Genomic DNA, 22,348 nt, shown 5'->3' on the forward strand with positions numbered 1-22,348 from the left:
TTCGGGTATGAATGTCGGCGAGTCTCGTGTGGCACGTGGGTCGGTAATCGATGGTGTGCGGCGCAGGCCGAAGAATCGGCGTGCGCAGATCGCGGCCACCTCGGCGGCGGCGTTCGGGGCCGCCGGGTATCACGGGGTGAGCATGGAGGACATCGCGGCCGCACTCGGCATCAGCTCGGCCGCGCTGTACCGGCACTACCCCAGCAAGTACGCGTTGTTCCGGGAGGAATTGCTGCGGGTCGGCCAGGCTTTCACCACCGCCGTCGAGGTGCCCGCCGAGGTCCGCTCGGCGCCGGAACGGTTGCGGCACAGGATCGCCGGGCTCATCGGCGCCACCCTCGAGAACCGGGCTACCGTCACGTTGGTGCGCTGGGAGGGGCGTTATCTCGAGCCCGCCGACCGGGCGGTTCTCGATCGGCAGCAGGGTTCCGTCCTCGCCGGGCTCGACCGTGAACTCGCCGTCCTGCGTCCGGAGCTGAGCGCCGAGGAGCTACGGCTGGTGTCCACGGCCATGTTCGGCGTGGTCACCAGCCTCGCCGACCATCACGCCGCGCTCCCCGCGCGGGCGGTGCACAAGCTGCTCGGCTCGGCGTGCATGTCGTTGCTCGAGTGCGAACTTCCGCCTGCCGCAACGGTTTCCGAGCAGTCGGTGCGGGCGCAGATTCCCGCCTCGTTCAAACACGAACTGCTGCTGCGCAAAGCGGTCGAGCTGTTCCACGAACGTGGCTACCCGAACGTGAGCGTGGAAGACATCGCCTCTGCCGCAGGGCTTTCCGCCGCCTCGGCGGTCTACCGCTTCTACCGAGGGAAGAGCGACATCCTCGCCGCCGCGTTCCGCCGCGCCGCCGACCGGGTGTCCGGCGCCATCGGTCCCGCCGTCGCGAGCACCCCACACAGTGCCGCCGCCCTCGATGTGCTGATCGACCAGTTCGTCGCCGACACCTTCGACGAACGCGCCCTCGCGGTGGTCTACTACGCCGAATTCGGCCACGTCCCCGCCGAAGAACGCGCCGTCCTGCGCAATATCCAGCGCCTCAGCGTCCAGGAATGGGCCCGCCTCGTCCGCGAGGTCCGCCCCGCCCTGACCCCCGCCGAGGCCCGCTTCCTCGTCCACGCGGCCTTCGCCATGGTCATCGACCTCGGCCAAGCCTTCGGCAACACCCCCCTGGCCGGTCGCGCCCGAGTCGGCTTCCTCATGCGCCGGGTACTGCTCGGCTGAGCAGTACCGCCGAAGCCGTGCCCGCGGCGGTGGCGGACCTACTCGGGGCGGGGGTCGTTGGCCATGGCGGCGATGAGGGAGTTGGGGCGCATGTCGAGCCAGTGGGATTCGACGTAGTGCAGGCACGAGGTACGGGGGGCGGCGCCGAAGGCCACGGTCCAGCCGCCGGGGACGGCGGCGAAGGTCGGCCAGAGGGAGTGTTCACCTTCGGAGTTCACGAGAACGTAGAACTGGGCGTTGTCGTCGTCGAACGGGTTGGTCACGGGAGTGCCTTCCTGGTGGGGTTGGTAGTGCCGAGGCGGACCAGAGCGGCGGTGGTTCCGTCGATTTCCCAGCGGGCTCGTTCGCCGGTGCGGAACATACGTTCACCGGGGATGCCGAAGGGATTGGCGACGAAGCGTTCGGCGGTGACGGTTGGATCGTCGCGGTAGCCGCGGGCCAGTTGCGCACCCGACAGGTACAGCTCACCCGCGACGCCCGGACTGGCCGGGCGCAGTCGCGCATCGAGCACGTAGACGCGGCGGTTCCATTCCCGAACCCGCACCGGCGGGGGTTCCCCCAGGTCGACGCGAGGTTCCTCGGGATAGGTGAGGGTGACGGTCGCTTCGGCGCGACCGTAGTCGTGGTGCAGGTGCGCGGCGCAGACGGCGGCGAAGTCGCGGATCTGTGCGGCGGTGAGCGGGGCGCCGAGAACGACGGCGCTGCGCAGAGTCGGCACACCGTCGGGGACGCCGGTGAGGTGCTCGGTGAATTCGCTGAGCCGCTGCGGGGTGAAGTCGGCGGCGGTGATGCCGTAGGTGGTGATCAGGTCGGTCAACCGGGCCGGATCAGGAGGTTCGGTGAGGACAACGGTGGCGCCGACGCGCAACGGCAGCACATATCCGTGCCATTCGGTGGCCTGGTGCAGGTACACGTCGCGGCCGGTGAGCCCGTGCCTGCTCTGCATGGCGGTGATCCGGTGCACCGCCGCCGCGTGACTCACGGTGACGCCCTGCCCGGCGCCGCGCGGATACAGCACGAAGGCCGGATGCTGCGGGAGTACGGGCGCGCGCCGCTCACCGGGCGTGATGGGTTCGTCGGAGTAGTCCGACAGCGTCACGTCATCGATGACCACCCGCGGAATGTCGTACACCGCGGTGTGTTCACGCGCGGCCACGGTGACGATCAGCGCGGGACCGACGACCGGCGGCAGCACCCCGGCCTCGACCGGCACCACCGCGCCACCCGCCTTCAGCACGGCGTATACACCGACGACCAGCTCGATCGAGCACGGAATATCTACCAGCACCGGGCATTCCGGTCCGATGCCGAGCGCGGCCAGGTGCCGGGCGAGCTGATTGGTCCGCCGGTCGAGGTCACCGTAGGTGATGATCGAACCGGAACCCGCCGCGTGGACGACGGCCGGATCGAAAGGCGTCGCGGCGGCCTGGGCTTCGAACTCGTCGAGCAGGAGTTCACCCGGCAGTCCGCCGCGGGCCGGGACGACCGCGTACCGGTCGGCGCGATCGTCCACCCGCCCCACGTATTCGAGTTCGGCGGCCCACCCCTCCCCCGGCGGCCTGCGGCGCACCAGGTCGCCGGTGGCGAACATGCGGTCGTCGACGGGTCCGATGGGGTTGGCGAGGAAGGTGGCGGCCGTCGCCTGCCTGCCGAGGTAGCCGCGCGCCAATTGCACGCCGGAGATGTACAGTTCGCCCACTTCACCGTCGGCGACGGGTTCGAGGTGTTCGTCGAGAACGAGCAGTTCCACGTCGTCGGCTGCGCATCCGAGTGGCACCACTTCGAGGTCGGCGCCGGTCACCTCGTGGGCGACGACCTCGCCCGCGGTTTCCGGTCTGCCGTACACCTGCCACAGGGTGGCGCCACTCACGGAGCGCAGGGCCGCGGCGGTTCTCGCCGGGAGGGTCGCGCCACGGGCCAGCACCACGCGTAGCGAGTCGAGCAATTCCTCGGCGTCGGGTAGCTCGGTCAGTTCCGCGAGCTGAGCCGGGTCGAACGCGGCTGTGGTCACGCGGGTTTCGGCGATCGCCTCGGCGAGGGTGTCACCGACCGGCAGTACGAGTGCCGCGCCCGACTGCAGGGCGAGCAGGAGTTCACCGATCGCGGCCTGGGAGCCGAGCGGTGCGTGCCACAGCACGGAATCGCCTGCCCCGATGCCGCACATCCGGTACCGCCACACCGCATTGGCGTGGGCCGCGCGGTGTCCGATGACCACGGCGGTCGAGGCGGTCGGGTCGACGACGAGGTAGGCGGGATTGTCGGCACCCGGGCCCGCAAGAGCACGGGAACCGTCAGCGGGAGGGTTGTCCGCGCCGGTCAGCACCTGAACCGAAACACACTGTTCGACAACAGCATCGGTTGCCGAACCGGTGTCGAGGCCCGGGTCGGCGGACGTGGGAACGGTCCCGGTGAGTAACAGGGTGGGCGCCGCCAGCGCAAGGGTGCGGGCGCGCAGGTCGGCGGGTGCGTCGGGATCGAGCAGAACGAACGCCGCCCCCGAGGCGATCACGGCGTGCACGGCCACCACCAGTTCGGCGGAACGTGGCAGGCACACCGCGACCGTGGTCTCGGGACCGGCACCGCGTTCCACCAGTACCGCCGCCAGCTCCTCGGCGCCCTCGGCGACCTCGGCGTAGGTGAGGGCGCGTTCGCGGTCGACGACAGCGAACGCATCGGGGTCGGCGGCGACCTGGTCGATGAATGCGGCGAGCAGGGTCGCCGGGTCACGCCCGTCTTCGTTCGGGAGCTCACGCCCCAGCGTGTCGAACGGGACGGCGGCCGTGACCGAATTCGTGTGCGACATCAGAGTTGTCCTTCCGAGTCGTCAGCCGACCCCGCCCCGGCGATCACCGCGGCGGCATCGGTCACCAGTGTGTGCAAAGTGGTGGCTAGACCCGCCGCGCCGAGGGCGCCGAGCACGCCGGGCACCAGCCCGGCCAGCGCGACGTTGATCAGCGCTTCGGGTTTCATCTTCGCGCCCATCGAGCGGCTCACGGCGGTGAGCTTGGCGTCGAGCTCGGCGAAGGAGATGGCGTGCTCGCCGTGGACGAATGCCACGGTCGCCGGCGCCACCCGAGCCGCCGAGCCGATCAGGCTCGGCAGGTCGGCGGTGGTCGGTGCGGTGGGTGCCTGCTCGGCGTCGGTGCGCACGTCGATGGCCCGAACCACCACGGCGGGATCGGCGGCGACGGCGGCGAGCACCTTGCGGAATCGCTCGGTGAGCACCCGGATGGTGTTGTCGTCGAAAAGATCTGTGGCGTAACCGAAATGCATGTCGATGCCGTCGAGTTCGCCGTCGGCGTCGTAACGCTGCACGGCGGTCAGGTGCAGGTCGAATTTCGCTTCGGTCAGGCCCGGATCGAGCGGCTGCACGCGGAGGCCGGGTAGGTCGATGCTGCCCGGTGGCATGTTCTGGAACGTGAGCATCACCTGGAACAGCGGCGTGTAAGCGCCCGATCTGGTGCGCCCGAGCGCGTCGACCACCTGCTCGAACGGGACATCGGCATGCGCGATGGCGGCCAGGTCGCGGCGGCGGGCCTGGGCGAGCAGGTCGGTGAACGGGGCACGGGAGTCGACCTCGGTGCGCAGCACGACGGTGTTGACGAACATGCCGACGAGATCGTCGAGTTCGCGCGCACCGCGACCGGCCACGGGAGCACCGACGGTGATATCGCTGCTGCCCGACTGCTTGGCGAGCAGCACGGCGAGAGCGCTGTGGACGACGGTGAACAAGGTGGTGCTGTTGCTGCGTGCCACCTCGTCGAGGCGTCGGGTCAGCGCCGAATCGATCGCGAATTCGACAGCCGCGCCGTGCATCTCGCGTCGCGTGGATCGGGGTCGGTCGGTCGGGAGCGACAGAAGTTCCGGTGCGCCCGCGAGCTCCTGCGACCAGTACCGCAGCTGCTGGGACACCACACTGTCCGGGTCGTGCTCGTCACCGAGCATGGTGCGCTGCCAGACGCTGAAGTCGCTGTACTGGATTTCCAGTGGTGCCCAGCCTGGTTCGTTGTCCTGCGCACGATCGACGTAAGCGCGCACCAGATCCCGGGTGAGAGGTGCGATCGAGTAACCGTCGCCGCTGATGTGGTGGACGACGACGACCAGCACGTGCTCGTTCTCGCCGAGTTCGTAGAGCGCCACGCGCACCGGCGGTGCGGCGGTGATGTCGAACGGCTGGGCGACCAGGGCGGCGATCCGGGCCTCGACGTCGTCGGCGGCGACCGGGATGGGCGTCAGGTCGACCGCCGACGACCACGCGGGCAGTACCTGCTGCACCGGGCCGTCCGAGGTGTCCGGGTACCGGGTGCGCAGGCTCTCGTGGCGGGCCAGCAGGTCGGCGATCGCGGCCTGCAGGGCGGACAGGTCGAGTTCGCCGGTGAGGCGGATGGCGGCGGGGATGTGGTACGCCGACGACTGCGGGGACAGCTGGTGCAGCACCCACATGCGCTGCTGCGCGGGTGAGAGGACGGCGGGTCCGGCCTCAATACGCCGGGTGAGCGGCGGGCGCGCGCCCGTGCGCTCGACGGCGGCCAGCCGTTCGGCGAGGGCCGCGACGGTCGGTGCCTCGAAAACGGCCGCTACCGGCACCTGGGCGCCGAGTGCCGCACCGAGCCGGGCGGCGAGCCGGGTCGCCATCAGCGAGTTGCCGCCGAGGGCGAAGAAGTCGTCGTCGAGGCCGGCGCTCGGACAGTCGATCACCTCGGTGAAGACCTGCGCGACAAGCTGTTCCAGCGCGGTGACCGGTGCGCGGAAGGCCGCCTCGGTGAAGGCCGGTGCGGGCAGCCGGGCCCGGTCGACCTTGCCGTTGGCATTGAGCGGCAGGCTGTCGAGCACCACGACGACGGCGGGGACCATGTAGGCGGGCAGGTGCCCGGCGAGTTCGCCACGCAGGCGAGACGCGATGGTCTGCTCGTCGCCAGGGATCGGATCGGAGACCTCCGCGTAGGCGATCAGGCGGGTGCCCGCGCGGTCGTCGTCCTTGGCGAGCGCGACCGCCGCGCGCACATCGGTGCAGCGCAGCAGGGCTGTTTCGACCTCACCGAGCTCGATCCGGAAGCCACCGATCTTGACCTGGAAGTCGGCGCGTTCCAGGTATTCGAGGGTGCCGTCGTCGCGCCAGCGGACGATGTCGCCGGTGCGGTACATCCGCGTCCCGGCCGGCTCGAAGGGGTTGGCGACGAAGCGATCGGCGGTCAGGGCGTAGCGGCCGTGGTAGCCGCGGGCCAGCTGGGCGCCGGCCAGATACAGCTCGCCCGCCACCCCGATCGGCACGGGGTTGAGTCGGGTATCCAGCACGTAGACCGCGCTGTTCCACTCGGGCGAACCGATCGGAACCACATGCGAAGGAGGCCGCGCGACTTCGTGTTCGGTGATCGAGACAGCGGCCTCGGTCGGCCCGTACAGGTTGTGCAGACGAGCCGAGGTGCCGGACGCCAGGAACCGGGCGGCGGTCGCGGCGGGGAGCGCTTCGCCGATGGCGAGGACCGCTCGCAGCGACACGGGTAGGACCGCACTGGCACTGGCGAGGAGCATGCCGATCAGTGATGGGACGGCGTGCAGCACCGTGACGCCGTAGCGGGTCATGATGTCGCGCAGGCGTTGCGGCTCGCGTTCGTCACCTGGTCGCGTGACGATCAGTGCGCCACCGCTGGTGAGGGGAGACCAGAATTCCCAGACCGACAGGTCGAAGGTGGCCGGTGTCTTCAGCAGGACACGGTCGGCGCCGGTCATGGTGAAACGGTCGTGCAGCCAGGCCAGCTGGTTGACTACGGCCGCGTGCGCGACGGTGACACCCTTGGGCAGGCCGGTGGAGCCGGAGGTGAAGACGACGTACGCGGGGTGCTCCGGGCGCAACGGGGTGATGCGCTCGGCATCGGTGATCGGCGCGTTCGTCACTTCCAGCGCACGATGATCCAGCTCGAAGACGGGAACGTTCACTGTGACGGGCACACCGTCCGCAACGGTGGTGAGCACACATATCGGCGCGGCGGTCTCGATGATGTAGGCGATGCGGTCGGCCGGGTGGTCGGGGTCGATCGGCACGTAGGCGCCACCGGCACGGACCACGGCGTGCATGGCGATCACCAGGTCGAGCCCTCGGCGCATGGCGAGCACCACGGTGCGTTCCGGGCCGACACCTTCGGCGATGAGCAGCCGGGCGATGCGGTTCACCCGGGCGTCGAAGGTGCGGTAGTCCAGGGATTCCCCGGTATCGGCGTCGATCAGGGCGGTCGCGTCCGGGGTCCGCTCCGCTTGCCGGGCGCCGAGGTCGGCCAGCGTGGCCGGGGCGACCGGGTGCGCGGTGGCGTTCCATGTCTCGAGCACACGAACGCGGTCGGCACCGAGCAGGTCGAGGTCGCCGACGCGGGTTTCGGGTGCGGCGGTGACGGCTTCGAGAATGCTGCGCAGCGACCGGGCGAACCGTTCGGCGGTGGTGTCGTCGAACAGGTCGGTCGCGTAGCCGAGCACCATGTCGATGCCCGAAGGTGACCCGTCGGCGGTGTAGTTGTCCAGGGCGAACAAGTGCAGATCGAATTGCGCTATGCCGGAATCGAATTCGAGTTCGGTCACGGTGAGGCCCGGCAGCTCCAGGTTTCCACGATCGTGGTTCTGGAAGGAGTAGCCGACCTGGAACAGCGGGTGCCGGGCGGTGGAGCGGGCTGGGTTGAGCACCTCCACCAGCCGCTCGAACGGCACATCGGCGTGGGCGAACGCGGCGATGTCGGCGGTGCGGGCCGCGGTCAGCAGCTCGGTGAACGGCGCCGCGGGCGTCACCGGGGTGCGCAACACCAGGGTGTTGACGAACATGCCGATGACCTCGTCGAGTTCGGCCTCACCGCGACCGGCGGTCGGGGTGCCGACGACGATGTCGCCGGTTCCGGAGAGCCGCGCGAGCAGGGCGGCGAAGGCCGCGTGCACCACCATGAACAGGGTGGCGCCGTGCGCGCGGCCGAGCGCGGCGAGTCCGGCGTGCAGGTCGGCATCGACGGTGAAGGTCACCTTGTCGCCGCGCAGGCTCTGCCGGGCCGGGCGCGGACGATCGGTCGGCAGCGCCAGCTGATCCGGGAGGCCCGCGAGCTGTCGCTGCCAGAAGGCGAGTTGCTGGGCGGCAACCGATTCGGGGTCGCTATCGTCGCCGAGGAGTTCACGCTGCCAGAGGGCGTAGTCGGCGAACTGGACGGCGGGCGGCGTCCAGCCGGGCGCGGTGTCGGCGAGCCGGGCGGTGTAGGCGCGCATCAGATCGGCGACGAACGGTGCGATCGACGAACCGTCGGCGGCGATGTGATGCAGGACGGCCGCCAGCACGAACTCGGACTCGCCGAGGCGGAAGAGCCGCAGCCGGACCGGGATTTCGGCGGTGACATCGAAGGTTGTTTCGGCCAGTTCCCGAACAGCGTGCGGCACAGACGCGGCGGTGACCTCCACCGCGACCAGCGCCGGGATGGCTCCGGCCCGCGCAGGAGTCGAATCGACGGTCGCGGCTGAGACGTGATCGACCGCCGGGGCGACGCGGGTATCGGTCACGTCGAACGGCGCGGCGGCTGGGAGCCCGTCGGCGGGGGTGATCGCGTGCGCGGCGGGGACGATCGACTGGGTGGGGGTGCCGTCGACCTCGGGGTAGATGGTGCGCAGGGACTCGTGGCGGGCGATCAGGTCGGCGACGGCGGCCTGAAGTGCGGAGATGTTCAGGTCGCCGGTGAGGCGGAGGGCGAACGGGATGTTGTAGGCCACCGAGGTGCGGTCGAAGCGGTTGAGGAACCACATGCGCTGCTGGGCGGGTGAGAGCGGCAGGCGGTCGGGGCGTGCGCGGCCGACCAGGGCGGGACGGTCCACCTTCGCCTGCGCGTCCACGGCGGCGGCCAGGTCGCCGACGCGCGGTGCCTCGAACAGCGTGCGCACCCCGACCCTGCGGTCGAGTGCCGCGCCGATGCGGGCCACGGCCTTGGCGGCGAGCAGGGAGCTGCCGCCGAGGGCGAAGAAGTCGTCGTCGGCGCCGACCGGCTGGTCACCGGTGCCGAGTACCTCGGCGTAGACCGCGGCCACGATCTCCTCGGTGACGGTGGCGGGCTTGCGGTACACGGTGGCCTCGAAGACCGGCGCGGGCAGCGCGGCCCGGTCGAGTTTGCCGTTGACCGTCAACGGAATTCGTTCGACGGGCACGACCGCGGCCGGGAGCATGTGCTCGGGCAGCGTGCGCGACAGTTCCTGGCGCAGCGCCGAGGCATCGATGTGCGCGGTGCCCGGCACGAGGTAGGCCACGATCCTGGGCTCGTCGACGAGATCCGTGCGCACCAGCACCGCGACTTCGCGGGGCGCCGCGGAGCTGTTCAGCAGCGCCGCCTCGATCTCACCGAGTTCCACCCGGAAGCCGCGCAGGTTCACCTGCTGGTCGGCCCGACCGAGGTACTCGAGGTCGGCGCCGTCGCCGGTCGCCTGCCAGCGGGCCAGGTCGCCGGACCGGTACGCGAGGGCACCGGGCGGGCCGTACGGATCGGCGACGAAGCGGCTCGCGGTCAGGCCGGGACGGTTCAGATAGCCGCGCGCCAATTGCGGACCGGATACGTAGATCTCGCCCGGCACGCCGGCCGGGACCGGACGCAGCCGCGAATCGAGCACGCGCACAGTGAGTCCCGCGATGGCGCCGCCGATCACGCTGGCGGAGCCGGTGTCCGGGGTGATCTCGCGGTAGGAGACATGCACCGTGGTCTCGGTGATGCCGTACATGTTCACCAGGCGAGGCGCGTCGGGATGGCGGGCGAACCAGGCGTCCAGGCGCTGCGGTTCCAGCGCTTCACCACCGAAGATCACCGTGCGCAACGCGAGGTCGCCGGGAGTCGCGAGGGCTGCGACATCGGCGGCGACGAGCTGGTAGAACGCCGACGGGGTCTGGTTGAGGACGGTCACCCGTTCGCGGATCAGGAGTTCGCGGAACTGCTCGGGTGAACGGGAGGTGTAGTAGTCGACGAGGACGATCGAGCCACCGTGCAGCAGGGCGCCCCACAATTCCCAGACCGAGAAGTCGAAGGCGTAGGAGTGGAACATCGTCCACACATCCGACGGCCCGAACTCGAACTTCGCGGCCGTATTGTCCAGCAGCGCCAACACGTTCGCGTGCGGCACCTGCACGCCCTTGGGGCGGCCGGTGGAACCGGAGGTGTAGATGACGTAGGCCGTGTGCGCGGGTACGAGCGGGGCACGGCGATCGGCGTCGGTGAGCGGCTCGGCACCGAAGTCGGCCAGGTTGCCGCAGTTCGGGTCGATCACCGGCCCGCCGAACCAGTCGCGCGGCAGGCCGGTCTCCGCGTTGGCGACGGCGCACAGCGGGCGAGCGTCGTCGAGGACGTACTCGATCCGGTCGGCGGGATAGTTCGGGTCGATCGGCAGGTAACCGCCACCGGCCTTCAGCACCGCGAGCAGCGCGACGGCGAGTTCGACAGTGCGCGGAAGGGCCACGGCCACGAGCGTTTCCGGGCCGACGCCTGCCGCGATGAGACGCCGGGCGAGGCGGCTGGACCAGGCATCGAGCTCGGCGTAGGTGAGCTGCCGCTCCCCCGCCTTCACCGCGACGGCCCGCGGATCGACGAGGGCGGCGCGGGCGAACCGGTCGACTATGCTGTCGCCGCTATCGGCCACCGCGGCCTCGACGCTCGCCCAGTCGTACAGGGTGCGCTGCTGTTCCTCGGCGCTGAGCAACTGGATGTCACCGACGACGACGGTCGGGTCCGCGACGACAGCGGCCAGCACCTGGGTGAAGCGGCGGGCGAGGACAGCCACGCTCGATTCGTCGAACAGGTCGGTGGCGTAGGCGATTTCGATGGCCATGCCGTCGGCGCGACCATCGATGTCGTCGGATTCGCGCAGGGTGAACTGCAGGTCGAACTTCGCGACGGCGGCGTCGAAATCGACGGGAACCGCGTGTAATCCGGCCGCGTCGAGCGCGGGAACGGTGAAGTTCTGCAGGACGAGAGCCACCTGGAACAGCGGGTGCCGGTTGCGGGCCCGTGCCGGGTCGACGGCCTCGACGACCTGCTCGAAGGGGACGTCGGCGTGGGAGAGGGCGTCGAGGTCGCCCACGCGCACGGCATCGAGGGTGGTTTCGAACTCGGCGCGCGGGTCGACCTGGGTACGCAGGACGAGGGTGTTGACGAACATGCCGATCAGGCCGTCGATGGCGGCCTCACCGCGACCGGCGACCGGCGTGCCGATGGCGATGTCACCGCTGCCCGACAGCCGCGCCAGCAGCACGGCCAGCGCCGCGTGCACGGTGCTGAACAGGGTCGCCTCGTGCTTGCGCGCCAGTTCCCGCAGCTCACTGTGCAGATCGGAGTCGATCTGGAAGCGGTGCACACCGCCGCGGAAGCTCGAATCGGCCGGGCGCGGCCGGTCGGTGGGCAGTTCCAGCTGTTCGGGCAGGCCGGCGAGGGTGCGCTGCCAGAAGGCGAGCTGGGTGTGGGCGAGCGAGCCGGGGTGGGCGGGGTCGCCGAGGGCCTCGTCCTGCCAGAGGGCGTAGTCGGCGTACTGGATCGGCAGCGGCGACCAGGTGGGGGCGGTGCCGTCGCGGCGGGCGGCGTAGGCGGCCATCAGGTCGGCGGCCAGCGGGCCGAGGGAGAAACCGTCGGCGGCGATGTGGTGGACGACGAGGACGAGCACGTGCGCGTCGTCCGTCGCGAACAGTGCCGCGCGGAACGGGATCTCGGTGGTCAGGTCGAAGCGCACCGCGGCACATGCCAGCAGACGGGCGGGCAGTTCCTGCTCGGTGACCGGCTCGGGTGTCAGCGCGAGCGGGGCGGCGGCGGCGATATGCTGCTCGGCGCCGTCAGGGCCTTCGGGGTAACTGGTCCGCAGGGTTTCGTGCCGGTCGATCACATCGGCGAGGGCCGCCTCGAGCGCGGCGATATCGAGGTCGCCGGTGAGACGCAGGGCAACCGGGATGTTGTCGACGGCGTCGCCTGGACCGTCGGCGTCGGCGAGGAAGCGGTTGAGGAACCACATGCGCCGCTGCGCCGGTGAGAGCGGAATATGCTGCGGGCGCGCGCGAGTCGTGAGCGCTACCCGGCCGCCGGTGCCGCGCAGAGCCGCGCATCGTGCGGCCAGTGTGTGGACGGTCGGCGCGTCGAAGAGCAGACGCACGGGCACCTGGGTGTCGAGGGCGGCACCGAGCCGGGCGACCACCTGGGTGGCGGTGAGCGAGTTGCCACCGAGGGCGAAGAAGTCGTCGTCGAGACCGACCTGCCGATCGGCCGGGAAGCCGAGCACGGCGGCGAAGGTGGTGGCAACGATCCGCTCCACCTCGGTCGACGGTGCGCGGAAAGCCGCGGCCTCGAAAATCGGTGCGGGCAGCGCTTTCCGGTCGAGCTTGCCGGAAGCGTTCAGTGGGAACTCGTCGAGCATCACGAATGCCGACGGGACCATGTAGGCCGGGAGGGTGCGGGCCAGAGCCGACTCGACGACCTCGAGATCCGGGGCGCCGACAAGATAGGCGACCAGCAGGTCGTCGCGGACCAGAACCGCCGCCTGGGCGACCTCGGGCACCCTCGACAGCGCGGCTTCGATCTCACCGAGCTCGATCCGGAGCCCACGCAGCTTGACCTGGAAATCGGTGCGGCCCAGGTACTTCAGCTCGCCACGTGTCAAGCGCTCCGGCGCACCGTGCACGTCTCCGACGCGGATATCCGGGGCGGTCGAGGAATCAGCACCGCTGGTGGCGGGAATGTAGGACGCACTCGCTGCCGGGTCGTTGTCGGCGAGGACCGCCCAGCTCACCAGATCGCCTGTCCGGTACATGCGCTCGCCGGGGGTGAACGGGTTGGCGACGAAGCGGTCGGCGGTGAGGTCGGGGCGACCCGCGTAGCCACGGGCCAGCTGAATGCCCGCCAGGTAGAGCTCGCCCGCGACGCCGGGCGGGACCGGACGCAGGCGGGCGTCGAGGACGTAGACCTGGGTGTTGTGGACCGGGGCGCCGATCGGGACGGCGACCTCGTCGGCGTCGACGACCTCGTGGAAGGTCACGTCGACGGCGGCTTCCGTCGGGCCGTACAAGTTGTGCACAGCTGCACCGGTTAGCTCGCGCATGGCCTGGGCGGGCGTCGGCGGCAGCGCCTCGCCCGAGGCGAAGACCAACCGCAGCGACGCGCACCGGGGAGTGGTGAGCTGCCCGGCCGTCGGGGCGATGTCGGCACCCAACGCGCCGACGAACGCCGTGAGCATCGAGGGGACGAAATGGGCGACGGTCACGGCTTCGCGGTCGATCAGGTCGGCTAGGTAGGCCGGGTCACGGTGACCGTCGGGGGCGGCCAGCAGGAGTCGAGCCCCGATCTGCAAGGGCCAGAGGAATTCCCACACCGAGACGTCGAAGGTGGCGGGTGTCTTCTGCAGGACGGTGTCGGCGGGGGTCAGGCGGTAGGCATCCTGCATCCAGATCAGCCGATTGACGATCGCGGCGTGCGACACGACAACCCCCTTGGGCTTGCCGGTGGAGCCGGAGGTGAAGATCAGGTAGGCGGCGTTGTCCGGGGTGAGGGTGGCGAGGCGGTCGCCGTCGGTGATCGGGTCGGCCGGGTAATCGGTGGTGTCGACCTGATCCAGGTCGAGGACGACAGCGCGCTCGGCGCGGGTGAGATCGAGGCCGTCCGCCGCGCGGGTGAGCACGCACACCGGGTCGGCGGCGTCGAGCACCTGCGCGATGCGCGCGGCGGGGTGGTCGGGGTCGAGCGGCACGTACGCCCCGCCTGCGGTGAGCACCGCGTACATGGCGACCACCAGGTCGGTGCCGCGGTGGAGTCCGAGGGCAACCGTGCGGTCGGGGCGCACACCGATCGAGATGAGCAGGCGGGCGAGGCGATTCACCCGCTCGCCGAACTCGGCATAGGTGAGGGACCGACCCTCGAATGTCACCGCGATCGCACCCGGGGTCCGGGCGGCCTGTGCCTCGAACAGCGAGACCAGGTTCGCCCCCTCGATCACCGGGAACGCGGTGTCGTTCCAGGTTTCGAGCAGCAGGGCGCGCTCCGCGGCGCCGAGCAGGTCGATGTCGCCGATCACGACGTTGGGATCGGCGCTCACCGTATCCAGCACCCGTAGGAGGCGGGTGCTGAAATCTGTGATGGTCCGCGCGTCGAACAGGTCCGTGGCGTACTCGAAGCGGGCGAGCAGGCCGTCGGAGTTTTCGCGCAGCGTCAGGTGCAGGTCGAATTTGGCTGTGTGGGTGTCGATCTCGATTTCGGTGGCGGTGAGGCCCGCGAGTTCGAGCTCGGTCCGGGTGGTGTTCTGGAAGTCGAGCATCACCTGGAAGAGGGGGTGGCGTGCGGTCGAGCGTTGTGGGTCGACCACCTCCACGAGCCGGTCGAAGGTGACATCGGCGTTGGCGAGTGCGCGCAGGTCGGCGTCGCGGACGGTGTCGACGAGTTCGGCGAAGGTGGCATCCGACGGGACTCGGGTGCGCAGCACGAGGGTGTTGACGAACATGCCGACGAGCCGGTCGAGGGCCTGGTCGCCGCGACCGGCCACGGGCGTGCCGACCGCGATGTCGTCCTGGCCGGAGAGTTTCGCCAAGGTGGTGGCGAACGCGGCGTGCAGCACCATGAACAGCGATGCGTTGGACTCGGTCGCCAGCGCACGCAGGCGGTCGGTGATCGTCGCGGGAATCGAGAAGGCGTGGCGGGCTCCGCGACCCGATGCCACGGCCGGCCGCGGGTGGTCGGTGGGCAGCGTCAGCAGGTCGGGCAGGTCCGCGAGTTGTGTTGTCCAGAAATCGATCTGACGAGCCATCGACGACGCCGGGTCGTCCTCGGCACCCAGCGCGTGCCGCTGCCAGAGGGCGAAGTCGGCGTACTGCACGGGCAGTGCGGTCCACTCCGGAGCGGTGCCCGCGCGGTGGGCCGCGTAGGCGAGCATCACGTCGTGGGTGAGCGGCGCCACCGACCAGCCGTCGGCGGCGATGTGGTGCACCACGAGCACCAGGACGTGCTCGTCGGCGGCGATGCGCAGCAGGCGCAGGCGGACCGGCGGCTCCTGATCCACCGCGAACGGCACGGCGGCGAGCGCGCGGACCCGATCGTCGAGCGTCGCGGGGTCGATGTCCTCGGGATCGAGGGCGACGGTGAACCGGTCGAGAACCTGCTGGAACGGGATACCGTCGACGGCCGGATAGCGGGTGCGCAGGGCTTCGTGCCGGGCGATCACCGCGTCCACGGCCGCGGCCAGCGCGGCGTGGTCGAGCTCGCCGGTCAGGCGGATGGCGGCGGCGATATTGTCGGCCACCGACTCCGCGTCGAACTGGTTGAGGAACCACATCCGCTGCTGCGCGTAGGACAGCGGAATCCGCTGCGGACGTTCACCCGCGACGAGGGCGGGCCGCGCGGCGGTCTTCGCCGAACCGGCGAGGCGAGCCGCGAGTGCGCCGACAGTCGGCGCGTCGAACAGCGTCTTCAACGACACAGCGGCACCGAGCGCGGCCCCGAGCCGGGACACGACCTGCGTGGCGACCAGGGAGTTGCCACCGAGCGCGAAGAAGTCGTCGTCCGCGCCGACCAGCTCCACGCCGAGCACATCGCCGAACACCTGGGCCACCACGGTTTCGGTGCCAGGCGCGGGCGCGCGGAATGTCTTCGCGGCGAACACCGGCTCCGGCAGCGCCCGCCGATCGAGCTTCCCGTTCGGCGTCAACGGCAACGCGTCGAGCAGCACGAAGGCCGACGGCACCATATGCGCCGCCAACCGGCCACACAGCGCCTCGGCGATCCTCTCCGGGAACGCTTCGGAGTCCCTGTCCGACCGGCTTGCCGGCACGAGGTAGGCGACGAGCTGGTCACCGCGACGGGCATCGCGGCGGACCGTCACGACGGCCTGGCGAACCGAGGCGTCGGTGCGGAGAACGGATTCGATTTCGCCGAGTTCGATGCGGAAACCGCGCAGTTTCACCTGGTCGTCGTTGCGTCCGACGTAGACGAGGGTGCCTTCGGGAGTCCAGCGGACCAGGTCGCCGGTGCGATACATGCGGGCGCCCCGCTCCCAGGGGCAGGCCACGAAGCGGGTGGCGGTGAGGGCCGCGCGGTCACGGTAGCCCCGGGCGAGCTGGGCGCCCGCCACGTACAGCTCGCCGGTGACGCCCACGGGCACCGGGCGGAGCCTGCTGTCGAGCACCCACTGGGCGATGCCACGCAGCGGTGTGCCGAGGGTGAGTGGGGTGTCGTCGGTGAGGGGTGCGCTGATGTTGGTGGCGACGGTGGTCTCGGAGGGTCCGTAGGCGTTGACGAACACGCGTCTCACCGGGCCCGCTGTCCAGCGGGCGACCAGTTCGGGCGGGCATGCCTCACCACCGACCATCACCATGCGCAGGTGCTCGAGCCGGGCGGGGTCGAGCACGGCGAGCGCCGACGGCGTCATGAGTGCGTGCGTCACCCGCTGCTGCGAAAGCAGTTGCGCCAGTTCGTCACCGACGTGCCGACCGGGCACGGCGAGCACCAGGGTGGCGGCCGAGTTCACCGCGAGCAGGAACTCCATCACCGAGATGTCGAACGACGGTGAACCCACCTGCAGCACCCGCGCGTCCGGCGAGCCGACCATGCGATCGGTCTCCTCGGCGGCGAACCCGGCGATCCCGGCCTGGGTCACCAGCACGCCCTTGGGCAGACCGGTGGAACCGGAGGTGTAGATGACATAGGCGAGGTGGCCGGCCCGCAGCGGACGCACCCGGTCGAGATCGGTGACGGGTTCGCTGGAACGCGAGGCGCATTCGGCCATCAGCTCGAGCTCGTCGAGCGCCAGCCATTCGATCGAGGTGGGCAGCGCGGCGGCCGACCCGTCGACGGTCAGACCGAGGCGTGCACCGGAATCGGTGACCATGTGGGTGATCCGGTCCAGTGGGTAGCTGGGGTCGACCGGCAGCCACGCCGCACCCGCCTTCGCGACCGCCCACACGGCGAGCACCGATTCGATGGAACGCGGGATGCCGACAGCGACAACGTCGTCGGGTCCGATACCCGCGTCGATGAGCACCCGGGCCAGTCGCGACGAGGCCCGCTCGAGCTCCCGGTAGGTGAGGCTGCGGTCGCCGTCGGTGACGGCCTCGCGCTCCGGGTCGGCCGCGACGGCGGCGGCGAGCAGGTCGGGCAGCAGACCGGTGGCGGTGACGGGCGCGCCACGCATGCCGGTGAGCCGGGCCTGCTCTGCCACCGACAGCAGCGGCAGGTCGCCGACGGCGGTTTCGGGCGCGGCCGAGGCGGCGGCGAGCAGCCGCACGAAGCGCGCGCCGAAGTCGCGGACATCGGCCTCGTCGAACAGGTCGGTGGCATACAGGGCGACGGCCTCGATGCCGTCGGCCGCGCCGGTGGCGGAGCGCGTTTCGGCGAGCGTGATCTGCAGATCGAACTTGGTGATGTCGAGCTCGATCTCGTGCACCGTCACCGGCGAGCCCGCCAGCTCGAAGGTGGTGTCGAACCCGGCCTGGAAGTTCAAGGCCACCTGGAACAGCGGATGACGCGCCTGCGAGCGCGCCGGGTTCACCACATCGACGAGCCGATCGAACGGCACCGTGGTGTGCGCGAACGCGGCCAGGTCGGTCTCGCGCGTGTGCTCGAGGGCGGCCGCGAAACTGGCGGCCGGGTCGACCTCGGTGCGCAGCACGAGCGTGTTGACGAACATGCCGATCAGGTCGTCGATGGCCCGGTCGCCACGTCCGGCGACACCGGTGCCGACGGCGATGTCGGTGGTGCCCGACAGGCGGGCGAGCAGCACGGCCAGCGCGGTGTGCAGCACCATGAACAGCGAGGCCCCGGCCTGCTGAGCCAAGTCGGTGAGCTGCCGGTGCAAGGCGGGGTCGATGGTGAAGCCCACACGCGCGCCGCGCATGCTCGGTTCCACCGGACGCGGCCGCGCCGACGGCAACTCGAGCTGATCGGGCAGTCCAGCCAGAGTCCGTTCCCAGAAAGCGATTTCGCGTGCGGCCAGCGAGTTCGGGTCGTTCTCGGCGCCGAGAAGTTCACGCTGCCAGAGGGTGTAGTCGGCGTACTGCACGGTCAGCGGCGACCAGTCGGGCACGACGCCGTCGGTGGCGGCGCGGTAGGCGGTGAGCACATCGCGGACGAGCACCTGCAGCGAAACACCGTCCGCCGCGATGTGATGCAACACGACGGCGAGCACGCATTCACCGGCACCCGCCGTGACAGCGTGGCCGACCTCGGCATCGTCTTCGTGACGGGCTTCGGCGCCGAGTTCGCCGGCCTTCGGACGAACGCCTTCTCGACCGTCGGAGTCCGTGTGCGGTTCGCCGCGCGCGGCGGTGTCGGCCACCACGTACACCCGCGCGCGGAACGGCGCCTCGCGCTCCAGATCGAAACCGGTGGAGGCGAATCGGGTGAGCTCGGCATCCAGTTCGGCGGCGGCCACTTCGGTCGGCTCACCGATGCGCACGAACCCGGCGGGGCACACCACCTGCTCCGCGACTTCCCCACCCGCGGCATCGACGGCGGGGAAGATGGTGCGCAAGGCCTCGTGCCGGTCGACCACGGCGGTGAGCGCGGCCAGCAGGGCGGCCAGGTCGGCCGTGCCGCGCAGCCGTACCACGAACGGCATGTTGTAACCGGGGGCGGATGGGTCGAACCGGTTCAGAAACCAGATGCGTTGCTGCGCAGGCGAAAGCGGAATGAGCGAAGGGCGCGGTCGGGCCATCAGAACCGGCAGTTGCGCCGAGACACCGGCATCGGCGCGCTCGGCGATCACGGCCGCCAGCCGGGCCACCGTGGTGGCACCGAACAGGTCGCGCACGGTAAGTCCGCACCCCAGATCGGCGCCGAGCCGAGCCGCGACCTGGGTGGCGACGAGGCTGTTGCCGCCGAGGGCGAAGAAGTCGTCGTCGCGGCCGACGCGCTCGAGACCGAGCACCTCGCCGAAGACCCGCGCCACCGTCTCCTCCACCGGCCCGGCGGGCTCGGTGTAGGCGACGACGGTGCGAGCGGGAGCGGGCAGGGCCTTGCGGTCGAGCTTGCCCGAGGCGTTCACCGGCAGCTCGTCGAGCAGCACGAACGCGGCGGGAACCATGTAGGCGGGCAGGGCGCGCAGGGCGGCCTCGCGCAGCGCGTCGACGGTGACCGCACCGGCCTCGGCCACCACATACGCGACCAGTTGTTCACCGACACCCGCGTCGTCGCGCACGACGACAACCGCGCGCGCGGCGCCCTCGACGCTGCCGAGGATCGCTTCGATCTCACCGAGTTCGATGCGCAGGCCGCGCAGCTTCACCTGGAAGTCGGTGCGGCCCAGGTATTCCAGTTCACCGTTGGTCGTCCAGCGCACGAGGTCGCCGGTGCGGTACATCCGTTCACCCGCCGCCGCCGGGTCGGCGACGAACCGGCCCGCGGTGAGCTCGGGGCGGCCGACATAACCCCGGGCGAGCTGTACCCCCGACAGATACAGCTCACCCGGAGCCCCGACCGGAACCGGCCGCAGCCGCGAGTCGAGAACATGGAGCCGGGTATTGAACACCGGCGCGCCGATCGGCACCGTCACCCGGTCGGCGTCGGTCACCTCGTGGAAGGTGACGTCGACGGCGGCCTCGGTGGGACCGTAGAGATTATGCAGCCGGGCCCCGGTGAGCAACCGCAACCGCTGCGCCAGCGGGGCGGGCAGCGCCTCACCCGAGGCGAAAACCAGTCGCAGCGAGCCACGTTCGGCGATCTCCTGCTGGGCGAGGAAAGCCTCGAGCATCGACGGTACGAAATGCGCGACGGTGACGCCGTATTCGGCGATCACCCGGCGCAGGTAGGCGGGATCGCGGTGCCCGTCCGGCTCGGCGAGCAGCAGTGTGGCACCGATCTGCAAGGGCCAGAAGAACTCCCACACCGACACGTCGAAGGTCGTCGGCGTCTTCTGCAGCACCGTGTCCACGCCGTGCAGGCGGTAGCTGTGCTGCATCCACACCAGCCGGTTCACGATCGCGGCGTGCTCGACGGCCACGCCCTTGGGCAGACCGGTGGAGCCGGAGGTGAAGATGACGTAGGCCGGATGCTGCGGCCGCAGTGGGGCCGTGCGGTCGGCGTCGGTGAGCGGCTCGTCGGCGTACCAGCTCAGGTCGAGATCGTCGACCGCGAGTACCGGCACATTCGTGGCGAGGGACGTCTCACGCGTGGTGGTGAGAATCGCGGCGGGCGAGGCGGTTTCGAGGATGTGGGCGATGCGATCGGCCGGGTGGTCCGGATCGATCGGTACGTACGCCGCGCCGGCGGCGAGCACCGCGTACATGGCGATCACCAGGTCGGTGGAACGTCTGATGCTCAGCGCCACCAACGATTCCGGACCGATGCCCTCTGCCCGCAGTCGTCGTGCCAGCCGGGCGGCCCGCTGCGACAGTTCGCGATAGGTGAGCGCCTCGCCGGAACCGGCCATCCGGACGGCGACGGAATCGGGCGTGCGCCGAACCTGCGCCTCGAACATCGCGGGCAGGGTCGCCGACGCCACCGCGCGCTCGGTGAGTGCGGCCGTCACATCGAAGCCGGTGGCGTTCCAGATCTTGGTGCTGACCTCGAGTTCCAGCTCGGTCGCCACCTCGACGGCACCGACCCGGGTATCCAGGGCGACCGCGGTCAGCCGCTCCAGGAAGCGCAGGAACCGGCAGTGATGCCGGGCCAGCGAATCGGCGTCGTAGAGGTTGGGGTTGGCCTCGAAATCGACATGCACCCGGTCGTGATCGCCGTAGTACACATTCAGGCTCAGATCCTCGATCGGACCAGTCGACAGCACCCGGTAGCGCCCGGTGGTGTTGCCGAGCAGCAGGCTGGTGCGGAACAGCATGAAGTTCGCGAGCGGACCGAACAGCGCGCGCCGGGCCGGGCGACCGTCGTCCTCGGCGTCGCGCCGGATGTCCTCGGCGCGGTAGCGCTGGTGGCGCAGCGCACCCGCCACCTCCACTCGGGCCGCGCGCAGCAGCTCGCCCCAGGTGGTGCTCGCCCCGGCCGCGCCGGTCGGCAGGCGCAACGGAACGATATTGGACAGCATGCCCGCCGAGCGCCGCATGACAGCGGTGGTCCGGGCGGTGACGGGCAGGCTCAGCACCGCGTGCGGTCGGTCGGTGAGCCGGCCGAGGTAGGCGGCGAACGCGGCGAGCAGCACCGCCGACAGTGTCGAATCATCGCTGGCAGCAATGGTTTCCAGTCGCTGCACCAGTTTGTCGGTGAGCCTGCCGCCGGTGACCAGGTTGATCGCCGAGCGCGGCGCGGTGCGCGGGTCGAGGGCGGTCGGGCTGTCCAGGCCCGCGATGCGCTCGGCCCAGTGCTCACGATCGGCGGCGAATCGGGTGCTCTCGCGGTAGCGCTGTTCGCCCTCGACGAGGTCGGCCAGGTCACCCGGCACCACCCGCGACGGCTCGAGGTCGAGTACCCGGGCGGTGTAGAGCTCCGCGATGCGCTGCGAGAGCGTGAACGCGCCGTACCCGTCGAGCACGATGTGGTGTCCGCGCAGGTACCAGAACCAGCGCTCCTCGCCTACCCGCAGCACCGCGCCCGCGACGAGGCGGTCGGTGAGCAGGTCCAGCGGGGCGCCGAATTCCGCGCGCATCCATTCCTGGGCCGCGGCGACGGGGTCGTCGTGGTGGCGAAGATCGATCAGCGGGAGCTCGTTCTCGATCGGGAGCGAGTGGTCCACCACCTGATACGGAACACCGTCGCGCTCACCGATGCGCACCAGCGGCGAACCGTAGGTGTGTGCCGCCTCGGCCGTAACCGCTTGCAGGACATCGGGATCCAGCTCGCCGGTGATGTCCACGTACTGGGCGATGGTGATCGGCACGTCGGGGTCGAGCAGCTGCGCGTACCAGACCCCCAGCTGAGCGGGGGTCAGCGGGAACGGTGCCGACGCACCCTCCGCCTCCTGCGGTCGCGCGCTGAACCCACCCAACTCCGTTCCGTGCACCAGAGCCTCCTCGTATCGCGAAAAAACAGCAGTCGAACGTTTTCGGGCAGCACGAAGACACCTGAGGTACCTCGTGGTCGCCGAATAGGTCCGGCCAAGAGCGCGATGGGCACAACGCCGCATCCGCGCAGATCCCCGACAGATCATGTGGACGAGAGCGGCGATCCTCCTCGGACCGCCTGCGGCGGCGGACAGATCGTCGGCCGCGGTTGGTCTAGCTGTTGATCG

At 70.5% G+C, this 22,348-nt stretch carries 4 protein-coding genes; 1 reads left to right on the plus strand and 3 read right to left on the minus strand.

The genetic code is table 11. From position 1 onward, the window contains the following. Positions 1 to 7 precede the first annotated feature (7 nt). A complete protein-coding gene (locus AB0I35_RS25420) occupies positions 8 to 1,219 on the plus strand; it encodes a helix-turn-helix domain-containing protein (RefSeq protein ID WP_357398796.1) in 1,212 nt (403 codons plus the stop codon). A gap of 38 nt (positions 1,220 to 1,257) precedes the next feature. Here AB0I35_RS25420 and AB0I35_RS25425 read toward each other — a convergent pair whose 3' ends face one another. From AB0I35_RS25425 to AB0I35_RS25435, 3 genes are read right to left on the minus strand one after another with little or no spacing between them, the layout of a single operon-like run. Beyond that, entirely contained in the window at positions 1,258 to 1,482 is a 225-nt protein-coding gene (locus tag AB0I35_RS25425; protein WP_067485237.1) for an MbtH family protein, read from the minus strand. After that, complete coding sequence (locus AB0I35_RS25430; protein WP_357398797.1) at positions 1,479 to 4,022, minus strand: AMP-binding protein; 2,544 nt, start codon at positions 4,020 to 4,022, stop codon at positions 1,479 to 1,481. The genes AB0I35_RS25425 and AB0I35_RS25430 overlap by 4 nt, the downstream gene beginning before the upstream one ends. Then, positions 4,022 to 22,120: a non-ribosomal peptide synthase/polyketide synthase gene (locus AB0I35_RS25435; RefSeq protein ID WP_357398799.1), complete on the minus strand. Its 18,099-nt coding sequence runs from the start codon at positions 22,118 to 22,120 to the stop codon at positions 4,022 to 4,024. Before AB0I35_RS25435 ends, AB0I35_RS25430 begins: the two co-directional genes overlap by 1 nt. Positions 22,121 to 22,348 lie beyond the last annotated feature (228 nt).

Origin of the sequence: Nocardia sp. NPDC050378 (assembly GCF_040655675.1) — a bacterium.
In the GTDB taxonomy this organism is placed as follows: Bacteria; Actinomycetota; Actinomycetes; order Mycobacteriales; family Mycobacteriaceae; genus Nocardia; species Nocardia coubleae.